Raw genomic sequence first — 25,718 nt, 5'->3', positions numbered from 1 at the left:
ATTACTCCTCAAACTCAAGAAAGTCCGGCATCAAAACACCTTGACCACTTGGACCATTTAAAGCCTTGAGCTTAAATTCTTGCCCACATTTCCCACAAGACAATTTTGTCTCTTTCTGCACAAGGCCCTCTCCAGATTTACAAACTGGACAATCGAGGAGGTCTAACAAATTTGATTTAAGTTGCACAATTTAATCCCTATAAAACGCATTATTTCATCTATTAGGAATGACACTAACTCTTAGTCAATGATCTTCAATGAGAAACTTTGGTTTTCCACTTTAACAAAAGTACTTTCCGATTATATTCTAAGCCCCCACAGCAACCCACATATAAAGCCACCGATATCTACAAAAAAACATGAGCATCTTGAGCCCGCGATTCTATCGCATACAATTTTTTAAAATCCTCCGTTCGGGAGGTACTCCAGAGTATATTGCTCGCTCTGTTTTCTGTGGTGTCTTTGCCGGCTTAACAGTCCCTCTATTACAAATACCTGTCGCCATACTTATTGCATGGATCTTCAAAGCCAACAAAACCATTGCTTCATTAGCAACATTTGTCTCTAATCCACTGACATACCCCATTTTTTGGTTTAGCGCCTTATTCATTGGTTCATTTTTCATTTCTGGCAACGAGCAATTTCTAGCTGATTGTCAAAAACATTTTTTTGAGTTGTCCTTTTGGATCAACTTAGATTGGTGGAAGCTCGGGGGGAGTACCGTCCTAATGTTTGTAACTGGTGGAGCCATACTAGGAGTAATCCTAGGGAGCTTCGCTTATTTTTGGACTAAAAATAAAGTCATTAAAAAACGCGCTAAACGAAAACAGAACGAACGCGCATTCAAGTCAACTAAAGAGGCAAAATAATGTTTGGTGGTATAATAAAATACAGTGGTTCAGTCCATTCAATTCAGGGCAATAAAACTGATGGTCTCGTACTAGAACTAGAAACTTCCATTGTAGATAAAGTACAAATCGGAGATTCTGTTGGGGTTGACGGCGTTTGTTTAACAGTAACTGAAATTGTTTCAAACACTATTCTTAAATTTGATATCTGGCCAGAATCTCTTCAACGAACCACCCTTGTCGATTTAAAAACATCTCAAAAAGTCCATGTCGACTTACCTCTTCAAGCACAAGACTTCATAGGTGGCCATCCCGTATTAGGCCATGTTGATTATACAGGCTCAATCCTATCTATGAGTCAGGTAGATGACGCTAGTCAATTAAAGATATGGATTGACTTACCAGAGCAATTTTCCAGCCTCATTCCTGCTCGCGGATCCATTGCAGTTGACGGCGTAAGCCTCACCATAACTGGACGCCGCGATTATAACTTTGCAGTCTCACTCATTCCAGAGACTTTGCGACTAACTCATTTAGGTGAACTTAAAGAAGGCGACAAAGTCAACATCGAAGTCGACTTCACGAGCCGTGCCCTTCAAGATGAATCAGGAATGATTAACCTTGCCAATGACGCTACTACAATTTCTGAAAAAATGAATTCTCTTGAAGCCGCCTGCGACACCTATCAAAAAGGTGGACTCATCCTTATTCAAGACAATGAGTCATTTGCACTTTGCTCCTCAGCAGACAAAATCACAGATCGCAACTTGAGTTTTGCTCTCTCACTTTCCCGCACTCCCTGCACGGTCGCCGTAACTGAAGGTTTAGCAGAAAAACTCTTTATTCCTGCACCAGTAATTAATACAAAAGCAGAAGAACGCCGTTTTTTACTACCGGTAAACCATAAAGAAAATTCTCTTCACGATTACTCAACGGCTGCAATGAAAAAATCCATAGAGCTCTTTTGCTCTGAAGAACTAAGTATTGATAACTGGATGACTCCTGGCAACATCAACCCTCTACAAATCTATGGTGCCAATTCTTCATCTACACCAGGTCTCCCAGAAGCAGCTGTAGCGTTGTGCTTTAAAACTAAATTGCCTCACGCAGCCATCTGCCAAAGCCTAATTGATGCCGAAGGAAAAGCGATGAATCCTCAGCAAGCTATAGTTATTTCAACTCGCTACCAAATCCCTATCTACCAAGTCAGTGATCTCATTTCTGAAAATTCCGAGCTTTTCGAAGACGATTACTTTGGGGACCTCTAAAAAATCTTATTTTTTTGTTTTCTCGTAAGTGCTGGAGTATAATTATCTACACTTAAATAGGAGTAAGTAAATGAATAAAATATTTAAATCCCTCAGCCTAATCGCCCTAGCACTTATTTTCTCCAGTTCATTAAGTGCAAAGGATGAATGGGTGACTGATTATGAAAAAGCTATAGAGACTCATATTTTAAGCCAAACCTAATAGGTTTGGCTTTTTCATTATTATAGAAGAAACCACAAGGAAAGAAAAATGATCAAAGCCTATGCTGCTGAAGAAGCTGGCAGCCCTCTAAAAGAAATATCATATGAAACCGATAGCTTAGAATCTAATGAAGTTGAAATTGATGTGAAGTATTGTGGCATTTGTCATAGTGATATTAGCATGATTAACAATGACTGGGGAATCAGTCAATACCCCTTGATTCCAGGACATGAAGTCACTGGGGTCATTTCTCAAGTAGGAAAATCTGTCACTCATCTAAAAATTGGACAAGCCGTTGGACTAGGTTGGCATTCAGGCTTTTGTGGCTCCTGTAATCACTGCACAGAAGGCGATCATAATTTATGCGGAAGTGCAGAGGGAACTATTGTATCTCATCACGGTGGCTTTGCTGAAAAGGTACGCGCCAAATCACATAGTGTCGTTCCCATCCCAGAGGGCTTAGAGCTATCGAAAGTAGGACCTTTATTCTGTGGTGGCATCACCGTCTTTAACCCTCTTCTTCAATTCGAGATACCTTCAACTGCAAAAGTAGCCGTGATTGGCATTGGCGGGCTTGGACACCTTGCCCTACAATTCCTCAATGCATGGGGCTGCGAAGTCACAGCATTTACTTCAAGCGAAAGTAAAAAAGAAGAAGCCCTCAGACTTGGAGCTCATCATACTTTAAATTCACGAGATCCTAAAGAAATTGAAGCTGCGGCGGGAAGTTTTGATTTAATTATTTCAACCGTGAATGTTAAACTTGATTGGGAACTCTATATCAACACACTGAAAGCCAAAGGAAGACTCCATTTTGTCGGCGCCACTCTTGAACCCATTGAACTTCAAGCTTTTTCATTAATCATGAGCCAACGATCTATTTCGGGTTCACCGGTTGGTAGTCCTGCGAGTATCGCAAAAATGCTCGAGTTTGCCAAACTCCATAAAATCGAAGCTCAAGTGGAAATCTTCCCAATGAGCAAAGTCAATGAAGCTATCGCCCACCTAGAATCTGGAAAAGCTCGCTATAGAATCGTGCTAGAAAATTAATCTAATAAAATAGCTTCCAAAGACTTATAAGTATCAAAGGTAATGGTGGGTTTAATCCCCCCATCATTACCCATACCTCTCGTGAAAAATGCATTATCCACAGAAGCATTTTGCGCTACTCGCAAATCGGTATGGTGATCACCAATCATCAAAGTTTCATTAGCCTGAACCATATTGATCTCAAGACATTTAAAAACCCCTCCTGGCTCTGGCTTATGACAACCCGCCCCCTCAGGGCCCAAAATGGGGTCAAAGAAATGATCCAAGTCCAACTCTTTCAAAATTACATCCGTCATTGCCTGAGGCTTATTTGTCAATACAGCCATTGCAATCCCTTGCGATTTCATCAGCGTCAGAAATTCATGACAATCTCTGTACAATTCACTAAAAACGCAAATATTCTTTTTATACGCTGCAAGCATTGTTTCTAATGCCTCATCTAAGTCTAGTTCATGTCCCTGTAAAGATCGTTCGACTAATTTCTGAGCACCATCTCCCACATAAGAAACTACTTTTTCTAAAGGTAACGTTGGCAAATTGTAAGAACGTCTCATTTCATTAACCGCAGCAGCTAAATCTTCTCTCGTGTCAATCAGAGTTCCATCTAAGTCAAAAATCAAAAGTTTATACTTCACAACTATACTCTTTCTCTAAGTGTTTATATTGATCGTACATACCTAACTCATTATAGATGTACCTCAATTCTTTATCGGGCTCAAGGTATACCTTGATCAAGTTATTATTAACAGGGTGTCGAAAAGCCAAGTAAAAGCAATGTAACATTAGGCGACGCAAGTCAAATCTCTCACGAAAAAAACGATTCTGGTGCGAGTCACCATCCGTGCTATCTCCAATTATCGGATAAGCTAAATCTCTCATATGGCGACGTAATTGATGAAAGCGCCCCGTTACTGGCTCCAGTTCCACAAGGCCATATCGAACTGTATCAAATTTACCTAATGGTTCATCTATTTCAGCTGTAGCAAGCCCACGATAGCGCGTTAAACAATCTTGAATCGCGCCATTACTTTTCTTGACAAGTTGCTTGTCTACTTCCCCTTCACCTTCTAACCAACCGCGAACTAAAGCAATATATTTTTTCTCAACTGTCTTTTCAGTGAATTGGACTTGTAAGTCACGACACATCTCTGGACTTTTCGCAAATAAGACTGGACCAGAAACGGGACGATCTAAACGATGAACTGCGTAAACGTACTGTCCACCCAATTTATTTCGAACCATGCTTTGCAGAGTCCGTCGATCACGACACATTTCCGAGCGGTGAACACTGAGCTTAGCCACTTTTTTCGCAACAACTAGGTACTCATCTTCATATAAAAACTTAACGTGCTGTGGACCACTCATGACTGTACAAAATCCTCAATAAATTTATAAACTCTTTCACTACATTGTGCGCGAAGTAAATCGTGACAGGCATAATCATCTATACAAATATGTTTGTTCTTATATTGCTTGCTAAAACGTTTTATCTCTTTAGGGTTAACAATACTATCGCCAGATGACCAAGCTACGCCAAAATCCACACGCTCATTTAACTCCGTCATATCTTTAGAGCGTAAATCAATCATCAGCTCTTGAATGGCATTCAAGTAAGCAAGTGGCACTCTCTTCGCAATCAATGGATCATTCTGAAAAATAAATTGCTCTCTTCGCAACTCACATACATTTGGCGTAACTTCATTGCAAGGAATGCTTATTTTAGTTTGACTCAAGTATCTTCCCAAAGCTCTCGTCCCAGGAAAACGCTTATAACGCATCTCATGAAAAATTTGTAAGGCTCCATTAGCTAACAAACTAAAGGGTTTAAGTACACCTCTACTTTTGGGTATATTCACCCTTAACGCGGGGCTTATCAATAAAACTTTACTCACCCGATCAGAGATATAGCGCTCAGCTAACGCTAGAGCCAACAAGCCCCCCATACTAAAGCCGACAATAATAATAGGCTTATTCGATTGAGCTTCTATCTCTTTAAGGTCAGCTTCAAGTTCCTCTAAGTGACAAAACATACTCACCGTTTCACGACTCTGCTGATATTCTTTTTCGAGTTCCGAACTCACATGATTATGACGGAGTAAATCTAGATCTTCAGAGTTGTTGAGATAAAAGTTCTGGATATCCTCAAAAGAATCAATCTTCAAGCCCCTTTCTCCATGGCCTAAATGAGTTGGCACATGAACCTGACAGCCATTCTTTTGTAAAAACTTAGCTAAGTCATACATTCGTCCTTCATGCTCGCAAAGACCATGTAAAAGAAGACATTCATACTTAGCGTCTTTATTCTCAAACTTCATTTTTTTTCTTTACTCGCTTTTCTTGGCCCCTCAAAATGCTCCTTGCTCTCATACTGTGGTCGTATGTTTTTCCGTGTCGCATTTTCAAATAGTTTCATAGCAGGACGAGGATCTTTATTCTCTGGCGTAAATTTTAAAACTAAGGGGCGATGGTCAGAGGCTATAAACCAATGAGGCGAATGAGGAATCATTAAGCCTTCGTAATTTATTTCGTTAAGCATTGCATAGGAAGCAAAAAAATAATCAATACGAGAATATTCATCACTTTTGTCATAGTAATGTGTCCAAGAAGCATGACTTTTATCATAAGGACGAAGATCATACAGACGTTTTTCGTCTTTATATCGACGATATTGAATCTCTTTAATAGGAGAACTATCAAAAGTATCGTTCATATCACCTGCCACAATAATATTGGCTTCAGGTTCTTGTTTAAGGATACTAGCTACTAAGTAATGCAATTGCCTTGCCTCATAACGTCTCATATCAGTCTGCCCTAAGGGACTAGGGATTTTCGACTTTAAATGAGCTCCAATAAAATGTAAGCGATAAGAGTTTTGCCATTCAAAAACACAATAGGCAAAACCACGAGATACCGAGACTTCTTCGCCCTTTAGTTTAAACTTCACCTTTGTACGGTGATCAACTTTCACTGGTGCAGACTTGGCCAAAACACATAACCTTCTTAAAGAATCGGGGCCATCAACTATAGATGTAAAAGGATAAGAAACATTTCTCTCACCTAAATCAACTAGTAATTCATCCAAAGAATTGCCATGCCCCAACTCTGACAACAAAACAATGTCTGCATTAATTTTTGCAATAACGCTTGCTGTCGCTTTTCGGGAAACGGAACTCTTAAGTTGATAAGATGAGTGAGAGGGGTTGTAATTATATAGGTTATAAGAAAGAACTTTAACCGATTCAGGCTTAAGCTTTATTTGCCCTTTTACAACTGGCATAAACACAGTTGTTATTAAGAGCAAAAGCTTAAAAAAACCTGCATTCATTAATCAATAAGTATTACGACGCATCAACTCATCACGGAGAATTTGATTCTCGGGACAATCCCAAGGGTTATCTTGCGTATTTCGCAACCAAAACTCTTCAATATTGTAATGACGACGAGCATCCGGATGAAAAATATGCAAGATAACATTTCCATAATCTTGCACTACCCAGTGGCTCTGCTCATCTGCATCCACGGTATTATAATCCATATCCTGATGCTTCAATTCCATGTGGACTTTAGTAGCAATGGCCTTTAAATGTGGCTCTGAATTACCCGTACATACAATATAAAAATCTGTAATTGTGGAACTCTCTCTAACATCAATTGTTTTAATATCTACAGCTTTTAATTCTTCACATAGATCAGCAATGAGTTTTGCTTTATCTTCTGAACTAATTTTACTCATTATATAATCCCTTGTCTTTTATGTATTCCATAACTTCTGGAATTACTAGACTTTCGTTTAAATTTCCCTTGGCAATTCCCGCACGAATTTCTGTGGACGAAATTTTATTCTGTGGCCCATCATCAATGATCCCACGCATTAAATTCTCGACTTGTCGCCCAGCAAAACGCTCGATCAAGTTAAATTGGAATTGCTTTTTAACACCAGGTCGACCATAAGTGATCACTGGATAATCTCTAATAATATCGGCGTATTTATACCAAGTGTGTAAGATCTCTAAATTATCCATACCAATAACGAGTTTGAATCGTCTTGATGGCATAGCAGATTTGAGTGCAGTTAAAGTATGAATGGTATACGATTCACGATAGTTATTTTCGATCTCGTAATCGGAGATCAAAAATCTTTCTTCATCTTTGATTGCCAAATCTAGCATAGCTAAACGATCTTCAGACGAACTGATTTTCTGGCCACTCTTATGGGGGGGACGAGCACAGGGAACAAACATCACTTCTTGCGCCAATTCTCTTTCAAGAATATCATACGCTAAAGCTAAATGACCTTTATGGACTGGGTCAAAAGTTCCGCCCAATACTGCAGTTTCAATTATTTCCAATTTTCTCGATCCTATACTTTAGAACTCTTTACCAAACTAATGTGCCAAGATCATAAGTCAAAAATCAGCACGCCTATTACTAAATAAAAAAAGGGCTCATCCGGTTAAGGAATAAGCCCTCAAGTACACCCATCAAGATTCGAACTTGAGACCTTCTGGTTCGTAGCCAGACGCTCTATCCAGCTGAGCTATGGGTGCATTTTGCTTTGTGGTACACCCATCAAGATTCGAACTTGAGACCTTCTGGTTCGTAGCCAGACGCTCTATCCAGCTGAGCTATGGGTGCCTGTTAAGCGCCATCAGTATAAAAAGTATTTGCCTTTTATCAAGACAGTTCATTAAAAAAAATACGATTTTTTCAAATCAATTAAAAATCCTGGGAGATTTTTTGTCTTGACCTCCTATATTCTCCCATCTTTATAATATAATCCTCATTCAAACAAGGCTGTCCATGAAATTTTTTAAGTACCTCACTTACTCCTCTCTTCTCGCTCTTCTCGCTAGCTGTGCAAGTGATGATAACACCTATACTCGTTCACAAACTCGTGAACCAGGCATCAACATCCCAAGAGGTGGCGCCCCCATACCTGGAGAAGGTGAAGAAAACTTTGGCGGATTCCCTGATGACAATCAAGGCGAGTTTGTCAATGAAGGCGAAATCGGCTCTGTACTAACAGCAAACATCCACGGCACACCTGTTGCACACGACATTGAACCCGTATACTTCGCTTTTGATAGTGCCGCAGTACGCAGTGCTGAAGACGCAAAAATCCAAGCAATCGCAGAATTCCTTACTGCTAACCCTAGTTTCACTCTTGTAATTGGCGGTCATTGCGATGAACGCGGAAGCGACGAATACAACCGCACACTTTCTGAAAAGCGTGCCCTCTCAGTAAAAGAATCACTTCTTAGTGCTTCTCCAGATTTAGAGATGCGTATCGAAACAGTTGCCTATGGCGAAGAGAAACCTGCAGTTATCGGTGCAGACAGCCAGTCCTACGCTAAAAACCGCCGCGCTGAATTCGAAGTTTACGAAGCTCAATAAACATGCAGATGAAAACTTTACATTTTGGATTCTCAATTGCCATCATCTTGATGATGACTGCATGTCAATCAACTGATGACGGCAAAACCGGCTCTCAAGATAGTAATCAAGCAGTCCAAGCTACTGAAGCGGACCCCACAAGTAAAGTTTTCTCTCCAGATGACAAATCTCCTGAACTCAATCCCTCAACAAACATTAGTGATGGATCGTTCAGCAAAGGAGGCAAAAACCCTTTTGATTTAGATGGCGAGAAGATCCATCACGATTTCTCCCCTGTTTACTTCTCTTTCAATTCTGCCTCCATTGAAAAAAGTAATCTTAGACCCTTAAAAATCTTAGCAAAATATATTGCTGACAACAAAGACTTTCACCTCGTCATCTCAGGTCACACCGACGAAAAAGGATCAGAGCAATACAACAGAATCTTAAGTGAAAAAAGAGCCCTTGCAGTAAAAGAAACAGTTCTATCATTTTATGATATTAAAGCAAAGGTCCACACTATTGGTATGGGTGAAGAACAGCCTGCAAGTCTAGGCGATTCCATCACAGATCATGCCAAAAACAGAAGAGCACAATTCGAAATTATTGCCGTCTCTAAATAAGTAACCCCACAAGCTCAACACACACATGTCAAAAGAAAAAGTTCTTATCAAAACTTACGGTTGTCAAATGAATGACCGTGATTCCGAAGCCGTTGAAATGGATCTCGTAAAAAGTGGATTCGAAATCACTGCCGAAGAAAGCGAAGCCGACGTAATTATTTTAAACACCTGCTCTGTTCGCGACCAAGCTGAACGCAAAGCCCTTGGTAAAGTTGGAAACCTCAAGAAACTCCGTCGCAAAAAACCAAACCTCCAAGTGGGCGTCATTGGTTGCATGGCCCAAAGCCGTGCAGATGATATAGTCGACAAAAATGCGCATGTTAATTTCGTAGCAGGCACTGACCAACTACACAAAATTCCCGAGCTCATTCAAAAATCTAAATCTAGCGAAGAAGCCCTCATCGAAACGGGATTATCTAGAGATATCATGGAGCGCCTCGACAACCACCCCGAAGGCCAAATGAATGCATCCGTTGCTATCATGCGCGGCTGTAATGAATATTGCACTTACTGCATTGTTCCTTTCACTCGAGGCCAAGAAAAGAGCCGCACTATTGCTTCTATCATTGCCGAAGTAAAAGCTCTTGCAGACAAAGGCGTAAGAGAAATCATGTACCTCGGCCAAAATATCACTGCCTATGGTTTAATTGAAGCTAGACGTGATCGCACTTTCAACAAAGAAGTCTCACCATTTGCTGCCCTATTACGCGAAACTGCAAAAATCGACGGCATCAAAAGAATCCGTTTCACCTCACCACACGCACGCTACTTCAATGATGATCTTATTGATACTATTGCAGCAGAACCAAAAATCTGCCGTGCCATTCATTTTCCATTACAATCTGGTTCAGATCGCCTACTGAAAGTTATGCGCCGCCGTCATACCGCTGCCGAATTTCTCTCATGGATCAATAAAATGAAAGAAAGAGTTGAAGGGATTACCTTTACGACTGACCTAATTGTAGGCTTCCCTGGAGAAACAGACGAAGACTTCAAAGCCACTCGTGATATCTGTAATGAAATTGATTTTGATCAACAATTCATCTTCCGTTATTCGACTCGAAAAAATACTCCTGCAGCACAAATGCCAAACCAATTAGATGAAGAAACCAAAATTGAGCGTAATCAAATTTTACTTAAAGACCTCGAAGAAAGGCTAACTAAGAAAAACGAAGCGCGTGTTGGGACCATCGAAGAAATTATGGTTGAAGGCGTCAGTAAACGCAACGATGAAAAATGGACTGGTAGAACCACTAATTATAAAATTGTGATTTTCGATCCTCAAGACGATGTAAAAGTCGGCGACCTTGTCAATATAAAAATTGATCGCGCTACGCAACATGCCCTATACGGCTCTTACCTTGAACACACAAGTAGAGCTTAATTAACTCACCACTTCTTAAAAGGTTCTTTCAGAAATGAAGGGACCTTTTTTTTGCCTTGCTATTATCGCAAATCTTATTAGCTACCCACAAAAAAGCCCCACTTTAATAAGTGAAGCTTATGTATAAAGAGCCGTAACTTTTAGCTCGTGATTTTACTTATAAACTACGAGTAAGTCCTTAGCTTTAACGTTATCGCCAGCAACAACTAAAACTTCAGCAATCACACCATCGCGTTCAGCCATGATAGTTGTTTCCATTTTCATCGCTTCCATTACAGCTATAGGAGTATTCTTACGAATCTCATCTCCAACTTTAACATGAACGTTTACAAGTAAACCTGGCATTGGGGCTCCAACCTGATCCTCATTACCAAGCTCAGCTTGGCGACGGGCTGTAGAATTCGCCGCTGCACTTTCAGTGATAATATTAATAGATCTTGGCTGACCATTAAGTTCAAAATAGACTGTGCATTCGCCATCTTGATTTTCAGCACCAATTGCCACCAATTTAATAAAGAGTGTCTTACCTTCATCGAGCTCAATTTGAACTTCTTCGTGCATAGGCAAACCATAGAAATAAACTGGTGTCGGGATATTCATAACTTCGCCATAAACACGCTTATGGTTGGCAAAGTCAACAAATACATCTGGATACATGACGTAAGCCATCAGTTCACAATCAGTAATTTTACGCTCTAATTTCTTTTCAACTTCAGCGCGGACTTCTGCTAAATCCATCGCATCCTTATGAAGACCTGGACGGTCAGTAAAGTGCTCTTTGCCTTTTAAAACTTTTTCGCGGATATCAGTCGGGAAACCACCTTCAGGCTGACCTAACCATCCCTGCATCATATCTACAACTGATTGCGGGAATGCCACATCTTTATCTCCTACAGTAAGGTCACTTGCCTGCAGGTTATTAGCCACAAGCATTAAAGCCATATCACCCACTACTTTAGAAGATGGAGTTACTTTTACGATATCTCCAAAAGCTTCGTTAACTTGACGGTAGCGATCACAAACTTCAAACCAGCGCTCCGCTAAGCCTAAACTCGCTGCTTGCTGGAATAAATTCGTGTATTGTCCACCTGGCATTTCATGACGGTAAACATCTGCCGCGCCATAACGCTGTGAAGTCTCAAAGGCAGAGTAGTACTGACGAACAACACCCCAATATTCAGCAGTACGTTCTAATGGTTCGTACTCCATGCCAGTCTCGCGATCTGTGTATCTCATCATTTCGACAAGAGTATTTAAGTTCGCTTGTGAGGTTAAACCAGAAAGTGGACCAAAAGCACAGTCGACCACATCCACACCAGCTTCTGCAGCTTTGACTAAAGTCGCAAGCTGACCCGAACTCGTATCATGTGTATGCAAATGAATCGGAATATTCACTTCGGCTTTTAAAGCAGAAATAAGTTCTGAAGCAGCATAAGGCTTCAATAGACCTGCCATGTCTTTAAGTGCAATCATATGTGCGCCCAAGGACTCGAGCTCTTTAGCCATTTTTACATAGTATTCAAGAGTATATTTGGTACGTTTAACATCTAAAATGTCACCCGTGTAACAAACTGTAGCTTCACAGATAGCTCCCGTCTTGAGAGTTTCCTCAATAGCCACTTTCATATTCTCTACCCAGTTGAGTGAGTCAAAAATCCTGAATACATCCATACCTTCTGCAGCACATCGTTGGATAAATTCACGAACCACATTATCTGGATAGTTAGTATAACCAACACCGTTTGAGCCACGAAAAAGCATCTGGAATAGAATATTTGGACAAGCTTTACGCAACTTTCTTAAACGATCCCAAGGAGATTCCTTTAAGAAACGCATTGAAGTATCAAAGGTTGCTCCACCCCACATTTCCATTGAAAATAAGTCACTATGCTCACGAGAATAACGCTCCGCAACATTGAGCATATCATGAGTTCTCATACGCGTCGCAAATAAGGATTGGTGAGCGTCACGCATAGTAGTATCAGTAATGAAAAGCTTTTTCTCTTTCAAGATCTCTTGTGTGAATGCCTCTGGACCTAATTTTAATAAACGATCTCTTGTGCCTTCCGGACGCTCCTTAGATAAATCCATTGTAGGGATTGGAGCTACACGACGAACGATTTCCTTAGGCTGATCCTTTCCTTTCAGAAGTGGATTACCATTTACTGACACTTCACCTAAGAACCTTAACAACTTAGTTGCACGGTCGCGCTTTTTAGGAAAGTGGAATAACTCAGGCTTTTCATCAATAAAACGAGTAGTGCATTTACCAGCTACAAAATCAGGTTCATTCACCAAGTTGGTTACAAAAGGAATATTTGTTTTAACGCCACGAATTCGAAATTCCTGTAAAGCACGGTTCATACGCTGTACAGCATCTTCGAATGAGGAACCCGCCGATGTAACTTTCACCAACATCGAATCGTAATAAGGAGTTACTAATGCCCCGGAAAAAGCCGTCCCCGCATCTAGACGAATACCCATACCACCCGAAGAACGGTAGTGTTCAATTTTACCATAGTCAGGAATAAAATTGTTGGCTGGATCTTCAGTTGTAATACGGCACTGGAAAGCATAGGCATGAACTTTTATATCACTTTGTTCAGTAATACCAATTTCAGAAGAATCTAATGGGTGACCCTGTGCAACTAAAATCTGACGCTTAACAATATCTAGACCTGTGACTGTCTCAGTAACAGTATGCTCCACTTGGATACGTGGGTTAATCTCTATAAAGAAAAATTTATTGGTGTCCGTGTCGAGTAAAAATTCCACTGTACCAGCATTCTGATAATCCACTGATTTACAAATTTTAACGGCTGCCTGACAAATATCTTCTCTTAATTCATCTGATAAACCAACTGAAGGCGCCACTTCAATAATCTTTTGGTGACGACGCTGAAGTGAACAGTCACGGTCATATAAATGCACGAGATTACCGTGTAAGTCACCCAAAATCTGCACTTCAATATGCTTTGCTTTAACAATAAACTTCTCAATAAAACACTCATCAGATCCAAATGCCGTCAAAGACTCACGCTGCGCTTCTTCTAATTTCTGCTGCAACTCATCAGCGCTATTGACTACGCGCATACCACGGCCACCACCACCATGAGCAGCCTTTACGATCACCGGGAAACCCAAGTCGTCTGCAACTGCTCTTGCGGCTTTAATATCTCTCAATGGCTCTAAGCCACCACTCAAGATAGGCACTTCAGCTTTTTTAGCTACTTTCTTAGCTTCCATCTTGTCTCCAAGACCTTCAAGTAAGCTGACTGCTGGGCCTATAAAAGCAATGCCTGCTTTTGCACAAGCTTTGGCGAACTCCGCATTCTCTGATAAGAAGCCGTAACCAGGGTGAATAGCATCCACTTCTTTCTCTACAGCTAAAGCAATAATACCTTCAATATCTAAATAGGCTTTTACTGGTTCCCCAGGCGTACCAACTTGATAAGCCTCATCTGCTTTAAATCTGTGCAGAGCAAAACGGTCTTCATGTGAGTAAATAGCAACAGTACGAATACCTAATTCTGTAGCCGCACGAAATACACGAATAGCAATTTCACTTCTATTCGCCACTAAAAGCTTTTTAAATTTCTTAATTTTCAAGAGGAAACTCCAGTTTTTGTTTTATTTTGTGTGTACTAAAGCACCACAAGATCCAAAATCAAAAAAATTAAGAACCCAAAAGCTGCAAAGAGACTAAAAAACGGGGTTTTTATTTAAAATCCCCACCAAAAGTAAGCAAAACTGATCGGATTTCGAAAAATAAAACTGTTAAAATTACAAAAACGAAAAGAATTTCGCTATTTCACATCTGGAATATTCTAAATCCCTAAGTAAACAACTATAAATGGCGGGGATTTCGATTTATGAATGCTTTAAGTACTTCAGCAATAAACTTAAAAGATCATCCATTTTAAATGGCTTTCTTAAGAAGTCATCACATAACTTACTCAATTCATCTTCACTAGCTTTCATTGCAGACGCTGTTACAGCCACCACAGGCTTAGCTTTCAATTTGGGATTAGATTTCATACGCTCTGTCGCTTGTCTACCATCCATCACGGGCATTTTCATATCCATCAAAATCAAATCAGCGTCAAAACTCTCCAGAGCATCCAAAGCTAACTGCCCATTCTCAGCCTCCTCCAACTCAAACGGAAATTCCTTTAAGAATTCTTTAAGGAGAATCCTATTGAGAAGCGTATCATCAACAATCAAAATTTTTGATTTCTCAAACTTATATTTATTCTCTGACTTTTCAGGACTCAGCTCAAGCTTGGTATTCAATTCGACTTTCACAGATTTAAGACTCACAGTAAAAGAGGAACCTTTACCCTGCTCGGATTCCAAATTAATCGATCCACCCATCAATTGAGAAAGCTCTTTACAAATACTCAAACCTAAGCCAGTTCCACCATACTCTTTACTAATCTCAGCAGACGCTTGATTAAAAGCTCCAAAAATCCTACGATTAGCTTCCTCTCCTATACCTACACCAGTATCTGAAACAATGAAATCAAGATCAACAATCCCATTTCTCCTCAAGTCAGCTTTCAATTCGACTTTTACGTAACCATGATCTGTAAATTTAACCGCATTACCTATAAGATTAAATAAGATCTGACGGATACGAACTTCATCTAAAGAAACTAAATCCGGTACCACATCATCTATTTCCAATAAGAGCTCTAGATCTTTTTTGGCAAAATCTCTTGAGAAGACTGCATGAAACTCATTGATTAAAGATCGTAAATCGACCTTAGTATAAGTTAATTCCAATTTCCCTGCTTCAACTTTTGATAAATCCAAAATATCGTTAATCAAATGCAACAAAGATCGACCACTACTATTAATAGCCTCTACATACTCCATAGATTTCTTGTCAATATTCTCTTTTTCTAACAGTTCACTAAAACCCAGAATAGCATTCATGGGTGTCCTTATCTCATGACTCACATTTGCCAAAAACTCACTCTTCATTTTATTTGCGGACTCAGCAACTAACCTCTGATCAAATTCAATTTTTGCTCTTTTATTAGCCTCTTCAGCTTCCACCGCACGTTGCTCGGCATTATGTCTCTCACGATTTATGGTATCTTCACGTGCCTGAATCTCAGTCAACATTTCATTAAAAGAAGAGGTCAAATCCCCAATCTCATCCTTACCCTTATATTCTGCCCTTATATTATAGGTGTGGTACTGTGATACTTTACGGGCTGTATCAGACAAATGAATCAATGGAGAAATTAGTTTCTTCAAAATTTTAAAACTAATAAAACTCGAAAGCAACAAGACAATTATTAAGACGGTAATCACAAAGTTTAAACTTTTATAAAAAGGAACCATCAAACTACCCAAGTTGTCCACTATAAGAATTTTGCCTAACACCTCTTCAGCGTAAACCACATCTCTCTGAACATAAAGTTTATTATCTCTGTAAGTAAACTCCCCAGGCAGATCTAATTGCTTGAACTCAGGAATCATTTTTACCGTAGCGGCATAATGGGCGAATTTTTCACCATTCACATAAATAGCAATAGAATCTATGGAAGGAACCTCGCCTAAAGAATTGAGTATTGTGGTCGCATCAGCCTGATTCCCAAATTCAATCGCAGCACTCGCATTTTCACCCATTATACCTGCGAGAATATAAGTCTGCTTTTCTAAGCTACTTTTTCTATATTGATAACCATTCAAAGTAATAAGTGCCACAGAAACAACCGTTGCCAAAAAGACAATCATGGTGATGACTATAAAAAAGCGTGCCTGTAAACTTTTATTAAACATCACTTCTTCTCTTTATTAACTGCCAAGCGCAGAACTTTCGACGACAAAGGAATTTCGCTATCTTTAATGACCTTGTGATTCACTTCCCAGCGAATTTTCCTAGAGACAGCTACTAGGTTGATCATCCCTCCTGATTCTAAAAACCATTCATTATCAGCTATGGTTAACGGTCGATATGGATTATACATCTGCAACAATTTTTTCTGTAGAAGAATGGCACTATCATCGATATACAGGAGGTCACATTTATTTGCAGTCTTGATTTCAGTTGAGTTATGATCTAGGTAGATAATTTTCACTTTTCGTCCCTTAATCTCTCTACCAGCATATTTATCTAATGCTCCTGAGAAAGGCTCCTTGCCTACAACTGTGATTATGATAGGCCCCGTACGATCCTCCCCGAACTCTAAATACTTCAGGAAGGTAAACAAATAGGCGGCCTTAACCTCACTCTCTTTTCGCGGCTCAAGCTCTTGGCCCCAAGCACTACTAAATTGTAGCACTAACAGAAACAAAAATCCTATTCGTAATATTTTAGACAATCCTACCATAATTCCATTCCCCGTCACAAAACGGGAATAATACCTTTTTCGATTGTTGACATTATTAATTTAAACAAAAAATACACTATGGGTCAACACATTAAGAGAAAAAAAATGAAAGGAAAGTAAATAAAAGTATATAAAAAGCTGTCTAAAAGCTCTTTTAGACTAATTATCGGCAAATTGCTAATGACATATTTTCACGTGGGCACATATTAGCAAAAAATTCACAAGGAAAATTTATGATCACTGTTATCGACTACGGCGCAGGTAATTTACGCTCTGTTTGCCTAGCACTTGAAAGTATAAATGTCCCCTGGACTATCAGTTCAAATCCAGAAGAAATCCTCAACGCAGAAAGAGTCATCTTCCCTGGAGTTGGAGCGGCCGCATCAGCAGTCAAAGTACTTAAGGAAAAAGGCTTAGAGAAATCCATCGCAGATTTCATATCTTCAGGAAAACCATTTTTAGGCATCTGCCTTGGAACACAAATCATCTTTGATTTCTCTGAAGAAGATAATGGCACCGAATGCCTAGGATTAATTCCTGGCAAAGTCGTACACTTTAATTTCCCCGAGGATGAAAAAAAATCCGTCCCACACATGGGGTGGAATCAAGTCAACTTCACAAAACAACACCCCATTTTTAAAGATATTGACGAAGCCTCAAATTTTTATTTTGTACACTCATTCTACCCTTGTCCTGAGGTGTCAGAAATGGAAATGGCCACCACTCAATATGGGTCAATTAACTTCACCTGTGCCATAAGTAAAAACAATCTTGTAGCAACTCAATTCCACCCTGAAAAGAGCGGACGCCACGGCCTACAACTCCTCAAAAACTTTTCAACATGGGATGGAACTTACAATGCTTAACAAACGCCTAATAGTCTGCCTCGATGTACGTAACAAAAAAGTAACCAAAGGCATTAAGTTCAAAGGCAATGTCGACATCGGAGACCCCGTAGAAATGGCCTGTCAATACGTCAACGATGGCGTCGATGAACTCGTATTTTACGACATTACTGCCTCAGCAGAAAAACGCCCCATTGATCTCGATATGGTTAGAGATGTAGCAAAGAATGTTTTCATCCCTTTCTCAGTAGGCGGAGGTATTCGCAATGTCGAAGACATGCGCGACGTACTTTTAGCTGGAGCTGAAAAAGTAAGTGTTAACTCATTAGCTGTGCGAGATCCGCAAATAATAAACCAAGGTGCAGAGCTCTTTGGTAAACAATGCATTGTACTCGGCATGGATGCCCAAAAAGTCGACAAGTCAGCCGAGTTCCCCAGCGGTTACCAAGTTGTGATTCATGGTGGCCGAACTGAAACAGACAAAGACGCACTTGCTTGGGCGATCGAAGCTCAAAAACGCGGTGCAGGCGAAATTTGCTTAAACTCAATAGATGCTGATGGAATGAAATCAGGCTACGACACGGAATTAACAAGTTTAATCTCAAATGGCGTTCAAATCCCCGTCATTGCTAGTGGCGGAGCAGGACAATCTTCTCACCTCGTTGAAGTACTCTCAAAAACTCATGCGGAAGCCGCATTAGTTGCCAGTATGGTTCACTACGGCACACACTCTTGCTCGAGCATTAAAGAAGACCTCAATAATGCAGATATTCCCGTGCGAATGGATTGGTAAATACTAAGCAAAATCATAACTTACTCTATTCTTAAGTCGAACCAGGAGTTGAATTAGTTTTTGTCATGAGCCAAGCCCCCTACGTCCCTCTTCATATTCATACAGATTTCAGTATGTTGCAGTCTGCCTGTACCATGCCTGCCCTTATTAAAAGATTAGAAGAAGGTGGTTTTGAAGCCGCAGCCTTGACTGACTTCGCCAACATGTGTGGCTCTATTGCCTTCACAAATGACTTAAAGAAAGCTAAGATCAAACCGATCTTAGGCTGTTTTATATACCTCAACAATCCTAGGACTCAAAACCCTAGCAACATGAGCTCATTCAATGGCTTAATACTCATTGCCAAGAACAATCTAGGCTATCAAAACCTGTGTAAAATCAATGCACATTCTCACTTAGAAGGTTTTCACATTAAACCTCGTATTGAACGCGCCTTTTTACGCCAACACTCCGAGGGCGTCATTGCCATTGCTCCTTTTCACGATAGCGACATTGCGTCCGATATCAGCAAAAACATTAGCCCCGAAAACTCTCTTAACTTTTATATCGATGTCTTTGGAAAAGAAAACTTCTATCTGGAAATCCAAAAACACAATCGACAAGGGGATGATGCGAAATATCCCGCCATTCTACAGTTGGCTAAAGATAACGACATTGAACTTGTCGCATCGCAGACTGTTTTTTACCCAGAAGCCAGCATGGCAATTCCCCACGATATTGTTTGTTGCGTAGGCGAAAAAACTGTTCATGACCCCCAAAAACTGCGCTACCCTGAGAAGAATTATTATCTTCATCTCCCAGAAGAAATGGAACAGCTTTTTTCTGACGTCCCTGAAGCATTAGAAAACACCCGTAAAATTGCTGCTCAATGTGACGTCGAATTCGACACTTCTGAACACTACCCTGTCTATCCAATGACTGATAATCGCAGCCAGGAAGAATACCTTAGAGAAATATGTGTTGAAGGTCTTCAAGAACGATATTCACTCGATTACCAGAACCCAAAAAGCCCTCGCGAAAAAGAAATCATTGAGCGTACAGACTTTGAGCTTGGCGTTATCCATAGATCAGGTTATGACTCGTACTTTTTAGTTGTATGGGATTTCATTAATTGGTCAAAGACAAATGATATACCCGTTGGTCCAGGTCGTGGTTCCGGAGCCGGCTCCATTGTCGCATACCTGACGGGGATCACCAATATTGACCCAATTGAATATAATTTACTTTTCGAACGTTTCTTGAATCCAGAACGTATTTCTCCTCCGGACTTTGATATTGACTTTTGCGAACGTCGCAGACCAGAAGTTATTGATTACGTAAGAAAAAAATACGGCAGTGAAAAAGTTGCTCAAATCGGCACTTATGGCACCATGAAAGCCAAAGCAGTAATTAAAGACGTCACTCGTGCTCTTGGTTACGAACATACTCGAGCGGATCAAATAACAAAGCTCATCCCCGAAGACCTCAAAATAACGCTACACAAAGCTTTATTTGATCCAAAAATAAAGAGCGAAGAACTCATCGCGCTCAACGATAGCGAAGAATGGGTTAAACAAATCATTGATAATGCCATGCCTTTGGAAGGCCTAAATCGAAATATGGGTATTCACGCCTGTGGGGTAATTATCGGCGATCAAGAACTCACTAACCTCATCCCCCTCATTTCAGGTGCCAATGGGGAAGTTGTAACTCAGTTCTCTGCGGGCCCTTGTGAAGATTTAGGTCTACTAAAGATGGACTTCCTTGGCTTAAGAACTCTGACACTCATCAAGGACACCCTTGGCCTCATCAAAGAAAACCATGGAATTGAAATTGATATTGAAGCTATCCCCATAGACGATAGAAAAACCTACAAACTTTTCCAAGAAGGTAAAACGACCGCTGTTTTCCAATACGAATCTGCTGGTATGCAGAAATACATGAAAGAACTCCAGCCTACCGTTTTCCCTGACCTTATTGCGATGAACGCCCTTTATCGTCCTGGTCCTATCGCCTATATCCCTTCATTCATTGAACGTAAACACGGACGAGAAGAGATCACATACGACTGCGAAGGAATGGATGAGTACCTTCAAGAAACATACGGTATTACAGTTTACCAAGAACAAGTGATGCTTTTATCCCAAAAACTTGGCAACTTCACCAAAGGTGAAGCGGATACACTTCGAAAAGCCATGGGCAAAAAGAAAATGGACCTTTTAGCTCAACTCAAACCTAAATTCCTCGACCAAGGCGAAAGCAATGGTCACGATCGTAAAAAACTCGAAGAAACCTGGGAAAAATGGGAAGCTTTCGCATCATACGCATTTAACAAATCTCACTCAACTTGCTACGCTTGGGTTGCTTACCAAACCGCTTATTTAAAATCTCATTACCCCGCCGAGTTCATGGCAGCCGTAATGACTTCGGAACTTGGCAATGCAGATAAAGTAAGCTTTTTCCTCGAAGAATGTCGAAATTTAGGACTAAAAGTCCTCCCTCCTAGCATCAATAAAAGTAAAGTCTGCTTCTCTGTAGAGAATGGTGCCATCCGCTTTGCATTAGGGGCCATAAAAGGCGTGGGAACCTCGGCTTCAGAAACCATTGTAAAAATACGAGAGGAAGGCGAGTACGAAAACTTCATGAATCTCTGTGAACGCGTAGGACATACCAATGTCAGCCGTAAAGTCCTCGAGGGAATCATTGCCTCTGGCGGCATGGATGAATTCAACAACAAGCGCTCCGCCCTAACAAAATTCATTGATCGTGCTCTTGAGCACTCAAGTTCAAAAGCCAACGACCTTGCTATGGGACAAATGAGTCTTTTTGCTGAAGTCGAAGAAGTCAACACCATATCTCCAGACGACTCCATGCCCGAGTGGGACTTGCGCTACAAACTTGATATGGAAAAGAATCTACTCGGCTTTTACGCTACAGGCCATCCCGTTGGCGAACATAAACAACTCATAAAAAAATTCAGTTCAAATTCAATTGCTGGCTTAAAAAATCAGAGTGAAGGTCGTGCTGTAGCTCGACTAGGAGTTATGATCAGCAACTTAAATTTGCGCAAGACTAAAAAGGGCAAAACCTTTGCTTCATTTAATGCCGAGGATTTAAGCGACGGTATAGAATGTATCTGTTGGGATTACGATCAAAATAGCGAAGCGTTAAAAGACAACTCCACTATTCTTATTGAGGCGGAATTTTCTCGTGAACCTCGAACTCAATTAGTGGTGCGTAACGCCATCCCCATTAATGAATCGGTATCGGCGCATACTGAACAGACTTTAATTATTCTAAATGAAGAAAGTTTAAACCCGGAGAAAGAAGAGCGCTTTAAAGAAATTTGTTCCGAGAACATAGAAATCGTCAACGATTACGAGCAACGCCTTCTAACTCAAACAGCTTTGGCTATGGTTCACAAAAACCAAAAAGACTTGATTCCAAAGTTCGAAAAATACCTTAGAGACACTTTTCATCAGAATTCGAATAGGTCACAACTCGAAAACCTGTTGATTCAAAAGGACTTTGCCACATTTAATCAAAACACTTTATTACAAGAAGACCAGAAAAGAAAACTACTCCAGTTCTTCAAAGAAATCCGTTCCACTCATAGACTTTACATTCGAGTCTTAACTGCCGACCAAAAAGAAGTTTGGCTTGAACCCTCAAAAACCAAAAACTTCTTACCTACTTGGGACTTCATCAATCAGATAAATGATATTTTTGGTACAGGCTCTATAAAAATCAAAGCGAGCCCCTACCAAGGCGAACTCCGAAAACAATTTCGCCCCGTGAGAGCTTCATGACTTTCCGTTATTTAATTCTTTTTACTTTCCTTATAAATCAAGTCGTTGCTGAAATTAAACCATTAAACGACAAAGACACTCTACCTGTTCTAAGCTCTAAAACTTTAAGTATCCAAAAAGCAGTTTATAGCCTCCACCACAAAGGTAAACAAATCGCCCTTGCATCTGCTTTCACAAAAGACGGCTACTTAATTACTTCCCTCAAAAATTTTGAAGAAGGAACTCTAATCAAAGATGAAATAGGAGGTCTCTACCCCGTTGACCTTATTGGCACTGATCCAAAAAGTCACATCACGGTCATTCGCTCCCCTTTTAAATTAAGCCCTCCGAGTTATGGGAAATTAGCCATCAACACGGGAACTCTACTTACGTCTGTAAACTCAAAGGAAGCCTTCTCTTTTGGCATCGTTTCTTTAGCCCCATACGAAGCGATACAAAGTAACTTTTACCAAACCCTAAGATTCCCTTTGGATGCACGCCCAAAAATCCTCTTTGTAAAAGCTGGCTCACCTGAAGAAGAAGCCGGATTAAAGATTGGAGATATTATCCACTCGATAAACGACACTCTCATGTACAACGGCAGAGAAACTCTAGAGAAAATGCGCTCTTTAAGAATAAATGAAAAAGTTTTGCTAGATGTTATTCGCGGCGGAAAAATATTCAAAACCACCTATAAACCTCAAAGATCGAAACAATACCACTCCTTACCCAAAAGAATGGTTTTTCAACACGACATCCCTTTAAAAGAAGGACAGTACGGAGGGCCCATATGCCTAATCAATGGGAAATTTGCAGGTATAACCTTAGATCATGCAACACCTTCTGGAAGTTATGCAATCAAACCTAATGATTGCGCCCAAATTGCACGTAGTATTATCAAGAACCGGAATCAAAACAGTGTTAATAAATGAGTCTGAATGGCAGTCAAAAGCTCAACTCCACCAAAATAAAGTTGATCAACTCACTAGCGAGTGGCGAGAACATAAAGCCTTGGGCAAAAAACACCCCACTCTAGATTTTCTATTCTCCTACTACAACCTAAAAATAAATCGTTTACGACTCTGGAGTCCTGGGCCTGATGTTTCGCTTTCGGGGAAGCATAATGGAGAACTTCTTTTTGGATATTATACCTCCAAAGAAAATAGCTTTCATCTCGACCCTGAACGATATCCGAGGCAGAGATTAAATAACTTTAAATGGATCGCTCATTTACTGCGAGAAACAAAGAGCAAAACCCCTGTTTTCAACTGCTATGGTGTACATGAATGGTGTATGATTTATAAATCTGACTCCAAACGACATGAACAACTCCCTTTACGAGTATCCTCCCAAACATTAAATAATTTTGTTGAAAAAACTTCATGTCAATGCACTCACTTTGATGCTTATCGCTTTTTTACTGAGGAAGCATCTCCACTAATCCAACATCCTTTGAGTCGCGAGAACCAGGAAGTTTATGAACAAAGTGGATGCCTACACGCAAATATGGATCTTTACAAATGGGCCTACAAACTCTACCCCTTCATGTCAGGAGACTTACTTTTACGTTGTTTTGAACTTGCTATACAATGTCGCTACTTAGATATGCAAGCTTCTCCATATGATTTAGGAGAGTTTAACATGGAACCCATCCCTGTTGATACTACTTCAGGAAGAGAAAAATATGTCAGTGAACAACATCGTCTAAAGAAAATTGCCGATCCGATAAGAGATGAACTAGCCGATGCCTACGACAAGTTCATCGCTATTTGTACAAATGCCGTCTAAGATTTAAAAAAGCCCGTCACATCATGCTTATGGCAAAAATAAAGTAAACCTAAAATCGCGCCGATTGAACTTGCCACTGAAGTCAATAAGACCCTAGTTACACGGTTTTTAATCCAGCCCTTTACCGAGCCAAAATCATCCAGCAAGCTTTCAAAATCACCTGCAGTTGGTTTTCTTTTTACGGCCTCACTCACACCTGTTATCATTCCCACACCTAAAGCAGGATGCAATATAGTGATAGGAGCTGAAATGAATGCAAGAAAAATTGACCATGGATGACTCAACACGGCTACCGCACCAATTGCAGCGCCTCCACCTGTAATCAAAATGTACGAGACAATCAAATCTTTAATTTTATCTAAATCAAGAAAAAACATCCCCGCAACTCCCACTGCAATTAAGGCCGCAGGAAAAGCATATTTGAAAAACTTTGATACGAGACCAGGCTTAGGCAATTCTTCCAAAGAGGCTAAGTCAATTTCATCATTCCAGTGACGAAGCATACCAGGCACGTGCCCCGCCCCTACAACTGCAACCATTTTTTTTGCTTCACAATTTTGCAATTTTTTCACCATATATAGGTCACGTTCATCAATCAAACGTTTCTTAACATCAGGTAAATTGTCTCCCATTTCAGCCAGTAAATTCTCAAGCATATCTTGTTCTTTTAGCTTCTCTAAACTTTCCTCTGTAACCTCATCTTCTTTCGCTCCATTTTCAGGGAGAAAAAAGGGCACGAGGAACAGGGCAACAGTCACGATATTTATAATTTTATCATAACCTATAAAAACATCACTCATTTGATGAACAAGAAAAAGCACCAAGGACGCACTCCACGCCACAATCGTCAGAGTCCCTAACATGGAAGCCAGTAACTTGGCCTTGTTACTTAAAGACATCAGCCCCCAAGTACGATTTAGAGTTATTTTCACATCGCGATCAATTAATTCCAAACTCATATCATACTCTTCGGCTGAAGTAATAGCATTCAACATTTCTTGCCCTGGATTAATTCCCATTTTTTCAGCAATTTTTTTCTGATGTGAAGCAAGTACCAAATTAATTATAAAGAGTATTAATTTACCCTCTTTAAGAATTTTCACTAAATCCATATTTTTCCATGAATCAGGATCTTTGATCTTCTGGTAGCGTGCGTCACACAACTCTACACATACCGCGTCAGGCTGCTCTTCTTCAATAACCCGTATCACCTGCTCCGCACTCGCCTTCGATACATGAGCCGTACCGATAAGAATAACTTCTCGATCTCCAAAATTAAGGCGCTCTACGTTCTGTTCTTTATCCACTAAATTACATTTCCTTGCTATACATTTTTTTCTTTTCAAGTTAAATCGAAAAGCTCTATTGTCTCACTGGAAACGCTTTTTCTTTCAAGCATAAGTCAACAAAAATTATTTTTGCTTATTACTTTA

23 protein-coding genes and 2 tRNA genes are annotated in these 25,718 nt (G+C 40.2%); 12 read left to right on the top strand and 13 right to left on the bottom strand.

Annotated elements, in window-relative coordinates:
• Nucleotide 1 precedes the first annotated feature (1 nt).
• Complete coding sequence (locus PQO01_RS06265; protein ID WP_274313179.1) at nt 2-187, bottom strand: Trm112 family protein; 186 nt, start codon at nt 185-187, stop codon at nt 2-4.
• A gap of 172 nt (nt 188-359) precedes the next feature.
• Between PQO01_RS06265 and PQO01_RS06260 the strand changes: the two genes are divergently transcribed.
• The 4 genes from PQO01_RS06260 to ahr all read left to right on the top strand — a co-directional run bounded on the left by PQO01_RS06260 (nt 360) and on the right by ahr (nt 3,368).
• The gene (locus PQO01_RS06260) at nt 360-869 is read left to right on the top strand and encodes a DUF2062 domain-containing protein (protein WP_274313178.1); all 510 of its coding nucleotides are present in this window, start codon (nt 360-362) and stop codon (nt 867-869) included.
• Nucleotides 869-2,116 carry a riboflavin synthase gene (locus PQO01_RS06255; protein ID WP_274313177.1) on the top strand — a complete coding sequence of 416 codons (1,248 nt, stop codon included), beginning with the start codon at nt 869-871 and terminating at the stop codon, nt 2,114-2,116. Before PQO01_RS06260 ends, PQO01_RS06255 begins: the two co-directional genes overlap by 1 nt.
• A 70-nt stretch (nt 2,117-2,186) precedes the next feature.
• The gene (locus PQO01_RS06250; RefSeq protein WP_274313176.1) at nt 2,187-2,318 is read left to right on the top strand and encodes a hypothetical protein; all 132 of its coding nucleotides are present in this window, start codon (nt 2,187-2,189) and stop codon (nt 2,316-2,318) included.
• A 48-nt stretch (nt 2,319-2,366) separates the two neighbouring features.
• Nucleotides 2,367-3,368: an NADPH-dependent aldehyde reductase Ahr gene (gene ahr / locus PQO01_RS06245; protein WP_274313175.1), complete on the top strand. Its 1,002-nt coding sequence runs from the start codon at nt 2,367-2,369 to the stop codon at nt 3,366-3,368.
• Here the strand turns inward: ahr and PQO01_RS06240 are convergent.
• The 8 genes from PQO01_RS06240 to PQO01_RS06205 form a co-directional block, all read right to left on the bottom strand.
• Nucleotides 3,365-4,003, bottom strand: a complete 639-nt coding sequence (locus PQO01_RS06240) for an HAD family hydrolase (RefSeq protein WP_274313174.1) — start codon at nt 4,001-4,003, stop codon at nt 3,365-3,367. The genes ahr and PQO01_RS06240 overlap by 4 nt on opposite strands.
• Nucleotides 3,993-4,733 carry a pseudouridine synthase gene (locus PQO01_RS06235; RefSeq protein WP_274313173.1) on the bottom strand — a complete coding sequence of 247 codons (741 nt, stop codon included), beginning with the start codon at nt 4,731-4,733 and terminating at the stop codon, nt 3,993-3,995. The genes PQO01_RS06240 and PQO01_RS06235 overlap by 11 nt, the downstream gene beginning before the upstream one ends.
• On the bottom strand, nt 4,730-5,683 hold the full coding sequence (locus tag PQO01_RS06230) for an alpha/beta hydrolase (RefSeq protein WP_274313172.1): 954 nt from the start codon (nt 5,681-5,683) through the stop codon (nt 4,730-4,732). Before PQO01_RS06230 ends, PQO01_RS06235 begins: the two co-directional genes overlap by 4 nt.
• Nucleotides 5,680-6,645, bottom strand: a complete 966-nt coding sequence (locus tag PQO01_RS06225; RefSeq protein ID WP_274313171.1) for an endonuclease/exonuclease/phosphatase family protein — start codon at nt 6,643-6,645, stop codon at nt 5,680-5,682. Before PQO01_RS06225 ends, PQO01_RS06230 begins: the two co-directional genes overlap by 4 nt.
• A gap of 51 nt (nt 6,646-6,696) precedes the next feature.
• Nucleotides 6,697-7,101: a ribosome silencing factor gene (rsfS, locus tag PQO01_RS06220; RefSeq protein WP_274313170.1), complete on the bottom strand. Its 405-nt coding sequence runs from the start codon at nt 7,099-7,101 to the stop codon at nt 6,697-6,699.
• Nucleotides 7,094-7,717 (bottom strand): nicotinate (nicotinamide) nucleotide adenylyltransferase, encoded by a 624-nt coding sequence (gene nadD / locus PQO01_RS06215; RefSeq protein WP_274313169.1) that lies wholly within the window; start codon nt 7,715-7,717, stop codon nt 7,094-7,096. Before nadD ends, rsfS begins: the two co-directional genes overlap by 8 nt.
• A gap of 124 nt (nt 7,718-7,841) precedes the next feature.
• A tRNA-Arg gene (locus tag PQO01_RS06210) sits at nt 7,842-7,915 on the bottom strand.
• Nucleotides 7,916-7,926: 11 nt separating this feature from the next.
• A tRNA-Arg gene (locus PQO01_RS06205) sits at nt 7,927-8,003 on the bottom strand.
• A gap of 165 nt (nt 8,004-8,168) precedes the next feature.
• On the opposite strand from PQO01_RS06205, the gene PQO01_RS06200 reads away from it, so the two are divergent.
• The 3 genes from PQO01_RS06200 to miaB are packed head-to-tail and all read left to right on the top strand — an operon-like array spanning nt 8,169 to nt 10,748.
• Complete coding sequence (locus PQO01_RS06200) at nt 8,169-8,762, top strand: OmpA family protein (RefSeq protein WP_274313168.1); 594 nt, start codon at nt 8,169-8,171, stop codon at nt 8,760-8,762.
• An 8-nt stretch (nt 8,763-8,770) separates the two neighbouring features.
• The gene (locus tag PQO01_RS06195; protein ID WP_274313167.1) at nt 8,771-9,364 is read left to right on the top strand and encodes an OmpA family protein; all 594 of its coding nucleotides are present in this window, start codon (nt 8,771-8,773) and stop codon (nt 9,362-9,364) included.
• Nucleotides 9,365-9,389: 25 nt separating this feature from the next.
• Entirely contained in the window at nt 9,390-10,748 is a 1,359-nt protein-coding gene (gene miaB, locus PQO01_RS06190) for a tRNA (N6-isopentenyl adenosine(37)-C2)-methylthiotransferase MiaB (RefSeq protein ID WP_274313166.1), read from the top strand.
• Between the two features lie 153 nt (nt 10,749-10,901).
• Here the strand turns inward: miaB and PQO01_RS06185 are convergent, their stop codons facing one another.
• From PQO01_RS06185 to PQO01_RS06175, 3 genes are all read right to left on the bottom strand, one after another.
• The gene (locus PQO01_RS06185) at nt 10,902-14,357 is read right to left on the bottom strand and encodes a pyruvate carboxylase (protein ID WP_274313165.1); all 3,456 of its coding nucleotides are present in this window, start codon (nt 14,355-14,357) and stop codon (nt 10,902-10,904) included.
• Nucleotides 14,358-14,618: 261 nt separating this feature from the next.
• Nucleotides 14,619-16,541 carry an ATP-binding protein gene (locus PQO01_RS06180; protein WP_274313164.1) on the bottom strand — a complete coding sequence of 641 codons (1,923 nt, stop codon included), beginning with the start codon at nt 16,539-16,541 and terminating at the stop codon, nt 14,619-14,621.
• Nucleotides 16,541-17,044 carry a YfiR family protein gene (locus tag PQO01_RS06175; protein ID WP_274313163.1) on the bottom strand — a complete coding sequence of 168 codons (504 nt, stop codon included), beginning with the start codon at nt 17,042-17,044 and terminating at the stop codon, nt 16,541-16,543. Before PQO01_RS06175 ends, PQO01_RS06180 begins: the two co-directional genes overlap by 1 nt.
• Nucleotides 17,045-17,325: 281 nt before the next feature.
• On the opposite strand from PQO01_RS06175, the gene hisH reads away from it, so the two are divergent.
• The 5 genes from hisH (at nt 17,326) to PQO01_RS06150 (ending at nt 24,285) form a co-directional block, all read left to right on the top strand.
• Nucleotides 17,326-17,958, top strand: a complete 633-nt coding sequence (gene hisH / locus PQO01_RS06170) for an imidazole glycerol phosphate synthase subunit HisH (RefSeq protein ID WP_274313162.1) — start codon at nt 17,326-17,328, stop codon at nt 17,956-17,958.
• Nucleotides 17,951-18,730 (top strand): imidazole glycerol phosphate synthase subunit HisF, encoded by a 780-nt coding sequence (gene hisF, locus PQO01_RS06165; protein WP_274313161.1) that lies wholly within the window; start codon nt 17,951-17,953, stop codon nt 18,728-18,730. The genes hisH and hisF overlap by 8 nt, the downstream gene beginning before the upstream one ends.
• Nucleotides 18,731-18,795: 65 nt before the next feature.
• Complete coding sequence (gene dnaE, locus PQO01_RS06160) at nt 18,796-22,518, top strand: DNA polymerase III subunit alpha (protein WP_274313160.1); 3,723 nt, start codon at nt 18,796-18,798, stop codon at nt 22,516-22,518.
• The gene (locus tag PQO01_RS06155) at nt 22,515-23,429 is read left to right on the top strand and encodes a PDZ domain-containing protein (protein WP_274313159.1); all 915 of its coding nucleotides are present in this window, start codon (nt 22,515-22,517) and stop codon (nt 23,427-23,429) included. The genes dnaE and PQO01_RS06155 overlap by 4 nt, the downstream gene beginning before the upstream one ends.
• Complete coding sequence (locus PQO01_RS06150; protein WP_274313158.1) at nt 23,416-24,285, top strand: hypothetical protein; 870 nt, start codon at nt 23,416-23,418, stop codon at nt 24,283-24,285. The genes PQO01_RS06155 and PQO01_RS06150 overlap by 14 nt, the downstream gene beginning before the upstream one ends.
• Here PQO01_RS06150 and PQO01_RS06145 read toward each other — a convergent pair.
• A complete protein-coding gene (locus PQO01_RS06145; protein WP_274313157.1) occupies nt 24,282-25,631 on the bottom strand; it encodes a TraB/GumN family protein in 1,350 nt (449 codons plus the stop codon). The genes PQO01_RS06150 and PQO01_RS06145 overlap by 4 nt on opposite strands.
• Nucleotides 25,632-25,718 lie beyond the last annotated feature (87 nt).

It is taken from the genome of Lentisphaera marina, assembly GCF_028745505.1.
GTDB classification, from domain to species: domain Bacteria; phylum Verrucomicrobiota; class Lentisphaeria; order Lentisphaerales; family Lentisphaeraceae; genus Lentisphaera; species Lentisphaera marina.
Note: the sequence above shows the minus strand (reverse complement) of the source record. Positions and strands in the feature narration are given on the sequence as shown.

What these genes read in the sequence shown, in the direction of transcription:
- dnaE (WP_274313160.1), top strand. Translation starts at nt 18,796, where the DNA reads ATGAGCCAAGCCCCCTACGTCCCTCTTCATATTCATACAGATTTCAGT.
- PQO01_RS06195 (WP_274313167.1), top strand. Translation starts at nt 8,771, where the DNA reads ATGAAAACTTTACATTTTGGATTCTCAATTGCCATCATCTTGATGATG.
- PQO01_RS06250 (WP_274313176.1), top strand. Translation starts at nt 2,187, where the DNA reads ATGAATAAAATATTTAAATCCCTCAGCCTAATCGCCCTAGCACTTATT.
- PQO01_RS06230 (WP_274313172.1), bottom strand. Translation starts at nt 5,683, where the DNA reads ATGAAGTTTGAGAATAAAGACGCTAAGTATGAATGTCTTCTTTTACAT.
- PQO01_RS06260 (WP_274313178.1), top strand. Translation starts at nt 360, where the DNA reads ATGAGCATCTTGAGCCCGCGATTCTATCGCATACAATTTTTTAAAATC.
- PQO01_RS06200 (WP_274313168.1), top strand. Translation starts at nt 8,169, where the DNA reads ATGAAATTTTTTAAGTACCTCACTTACTCCTCTCTTCTCGCTCTTCTC.
- PQO01_RS06225 (WP_274313171.1), bottom strand. Translation starts at nt 6,645, where the DNA reads ATGCCAGTTGTAAAAGGGCAAATAAAGCTTAAGCCTGAATCGGTTAAA.
- rsfS (WP_274313170.1), bottom strand. Translation starts at nt 7,101, where the DNA reads ATGAGTAAAATTAGTTCAGAAGATAAAGCAAAACTCATTGCTGATCTA.
- PQO01_RS06155 (WP_274313159.1), top strand. Translation starts at nt 22,515, where the DNA reads ATGACTTTCCGTTATTTAATTCTTTTTACTTTCCTTATAAATCAAGTC.
- PQO01_RS06255 (WP_274313177.1), top strand. Translation starts at nt 869, where the DNA reads ATGTTTGGTGGTATAATAAAATACAGTGGTTCAGTCCATTCAATTCAG.
- miaB (WP_274313166.1), top strand. Translation starts at nt 9,390, where the DNA reads ATGTCAAAAGAAAAAGTTCTTATCAAAACTTACGGTTGTCAAATGAAT.
- PQO01_RS06235 (WP_274313173.1), bottom strand. Translation starts at nt 4,733, where the DNA reads ATGAGTGGTCCACAGCACGTTAAGTTTTTATATGAAGATGAGTACCTA.
- ahr (WP_274313175.1), top strand. Translation starts at nt 2,367, where the DNA reads ATGATCAAAGCCTATGCTGCTGAAGAAGCTGGCAGCCCTCTAAAAGAA.
- hisH (WP_274313162.1), top strand. Translation starts at nt 17,326, where the DNA reads ATGATCACTGTTATCGACTACGGCGCAGGTAATTTACGCTCTGTTTGC.
- hisF (WP_274313161.1), top strand. Translation starts at nt 17,951, where the DNA reads ATGCTTAACAAACGCCTAATAGTCTGCCTCGATGTACGTAACAAAAAA.
- PQO01_RS06180 (WP_274313164.1), bottom strand. Translation starts at nt 16,541, where the DNA reads ATGTTTAATAAAAGTTTACAGGCACGCTTTTTTATAGTCATCACCATG.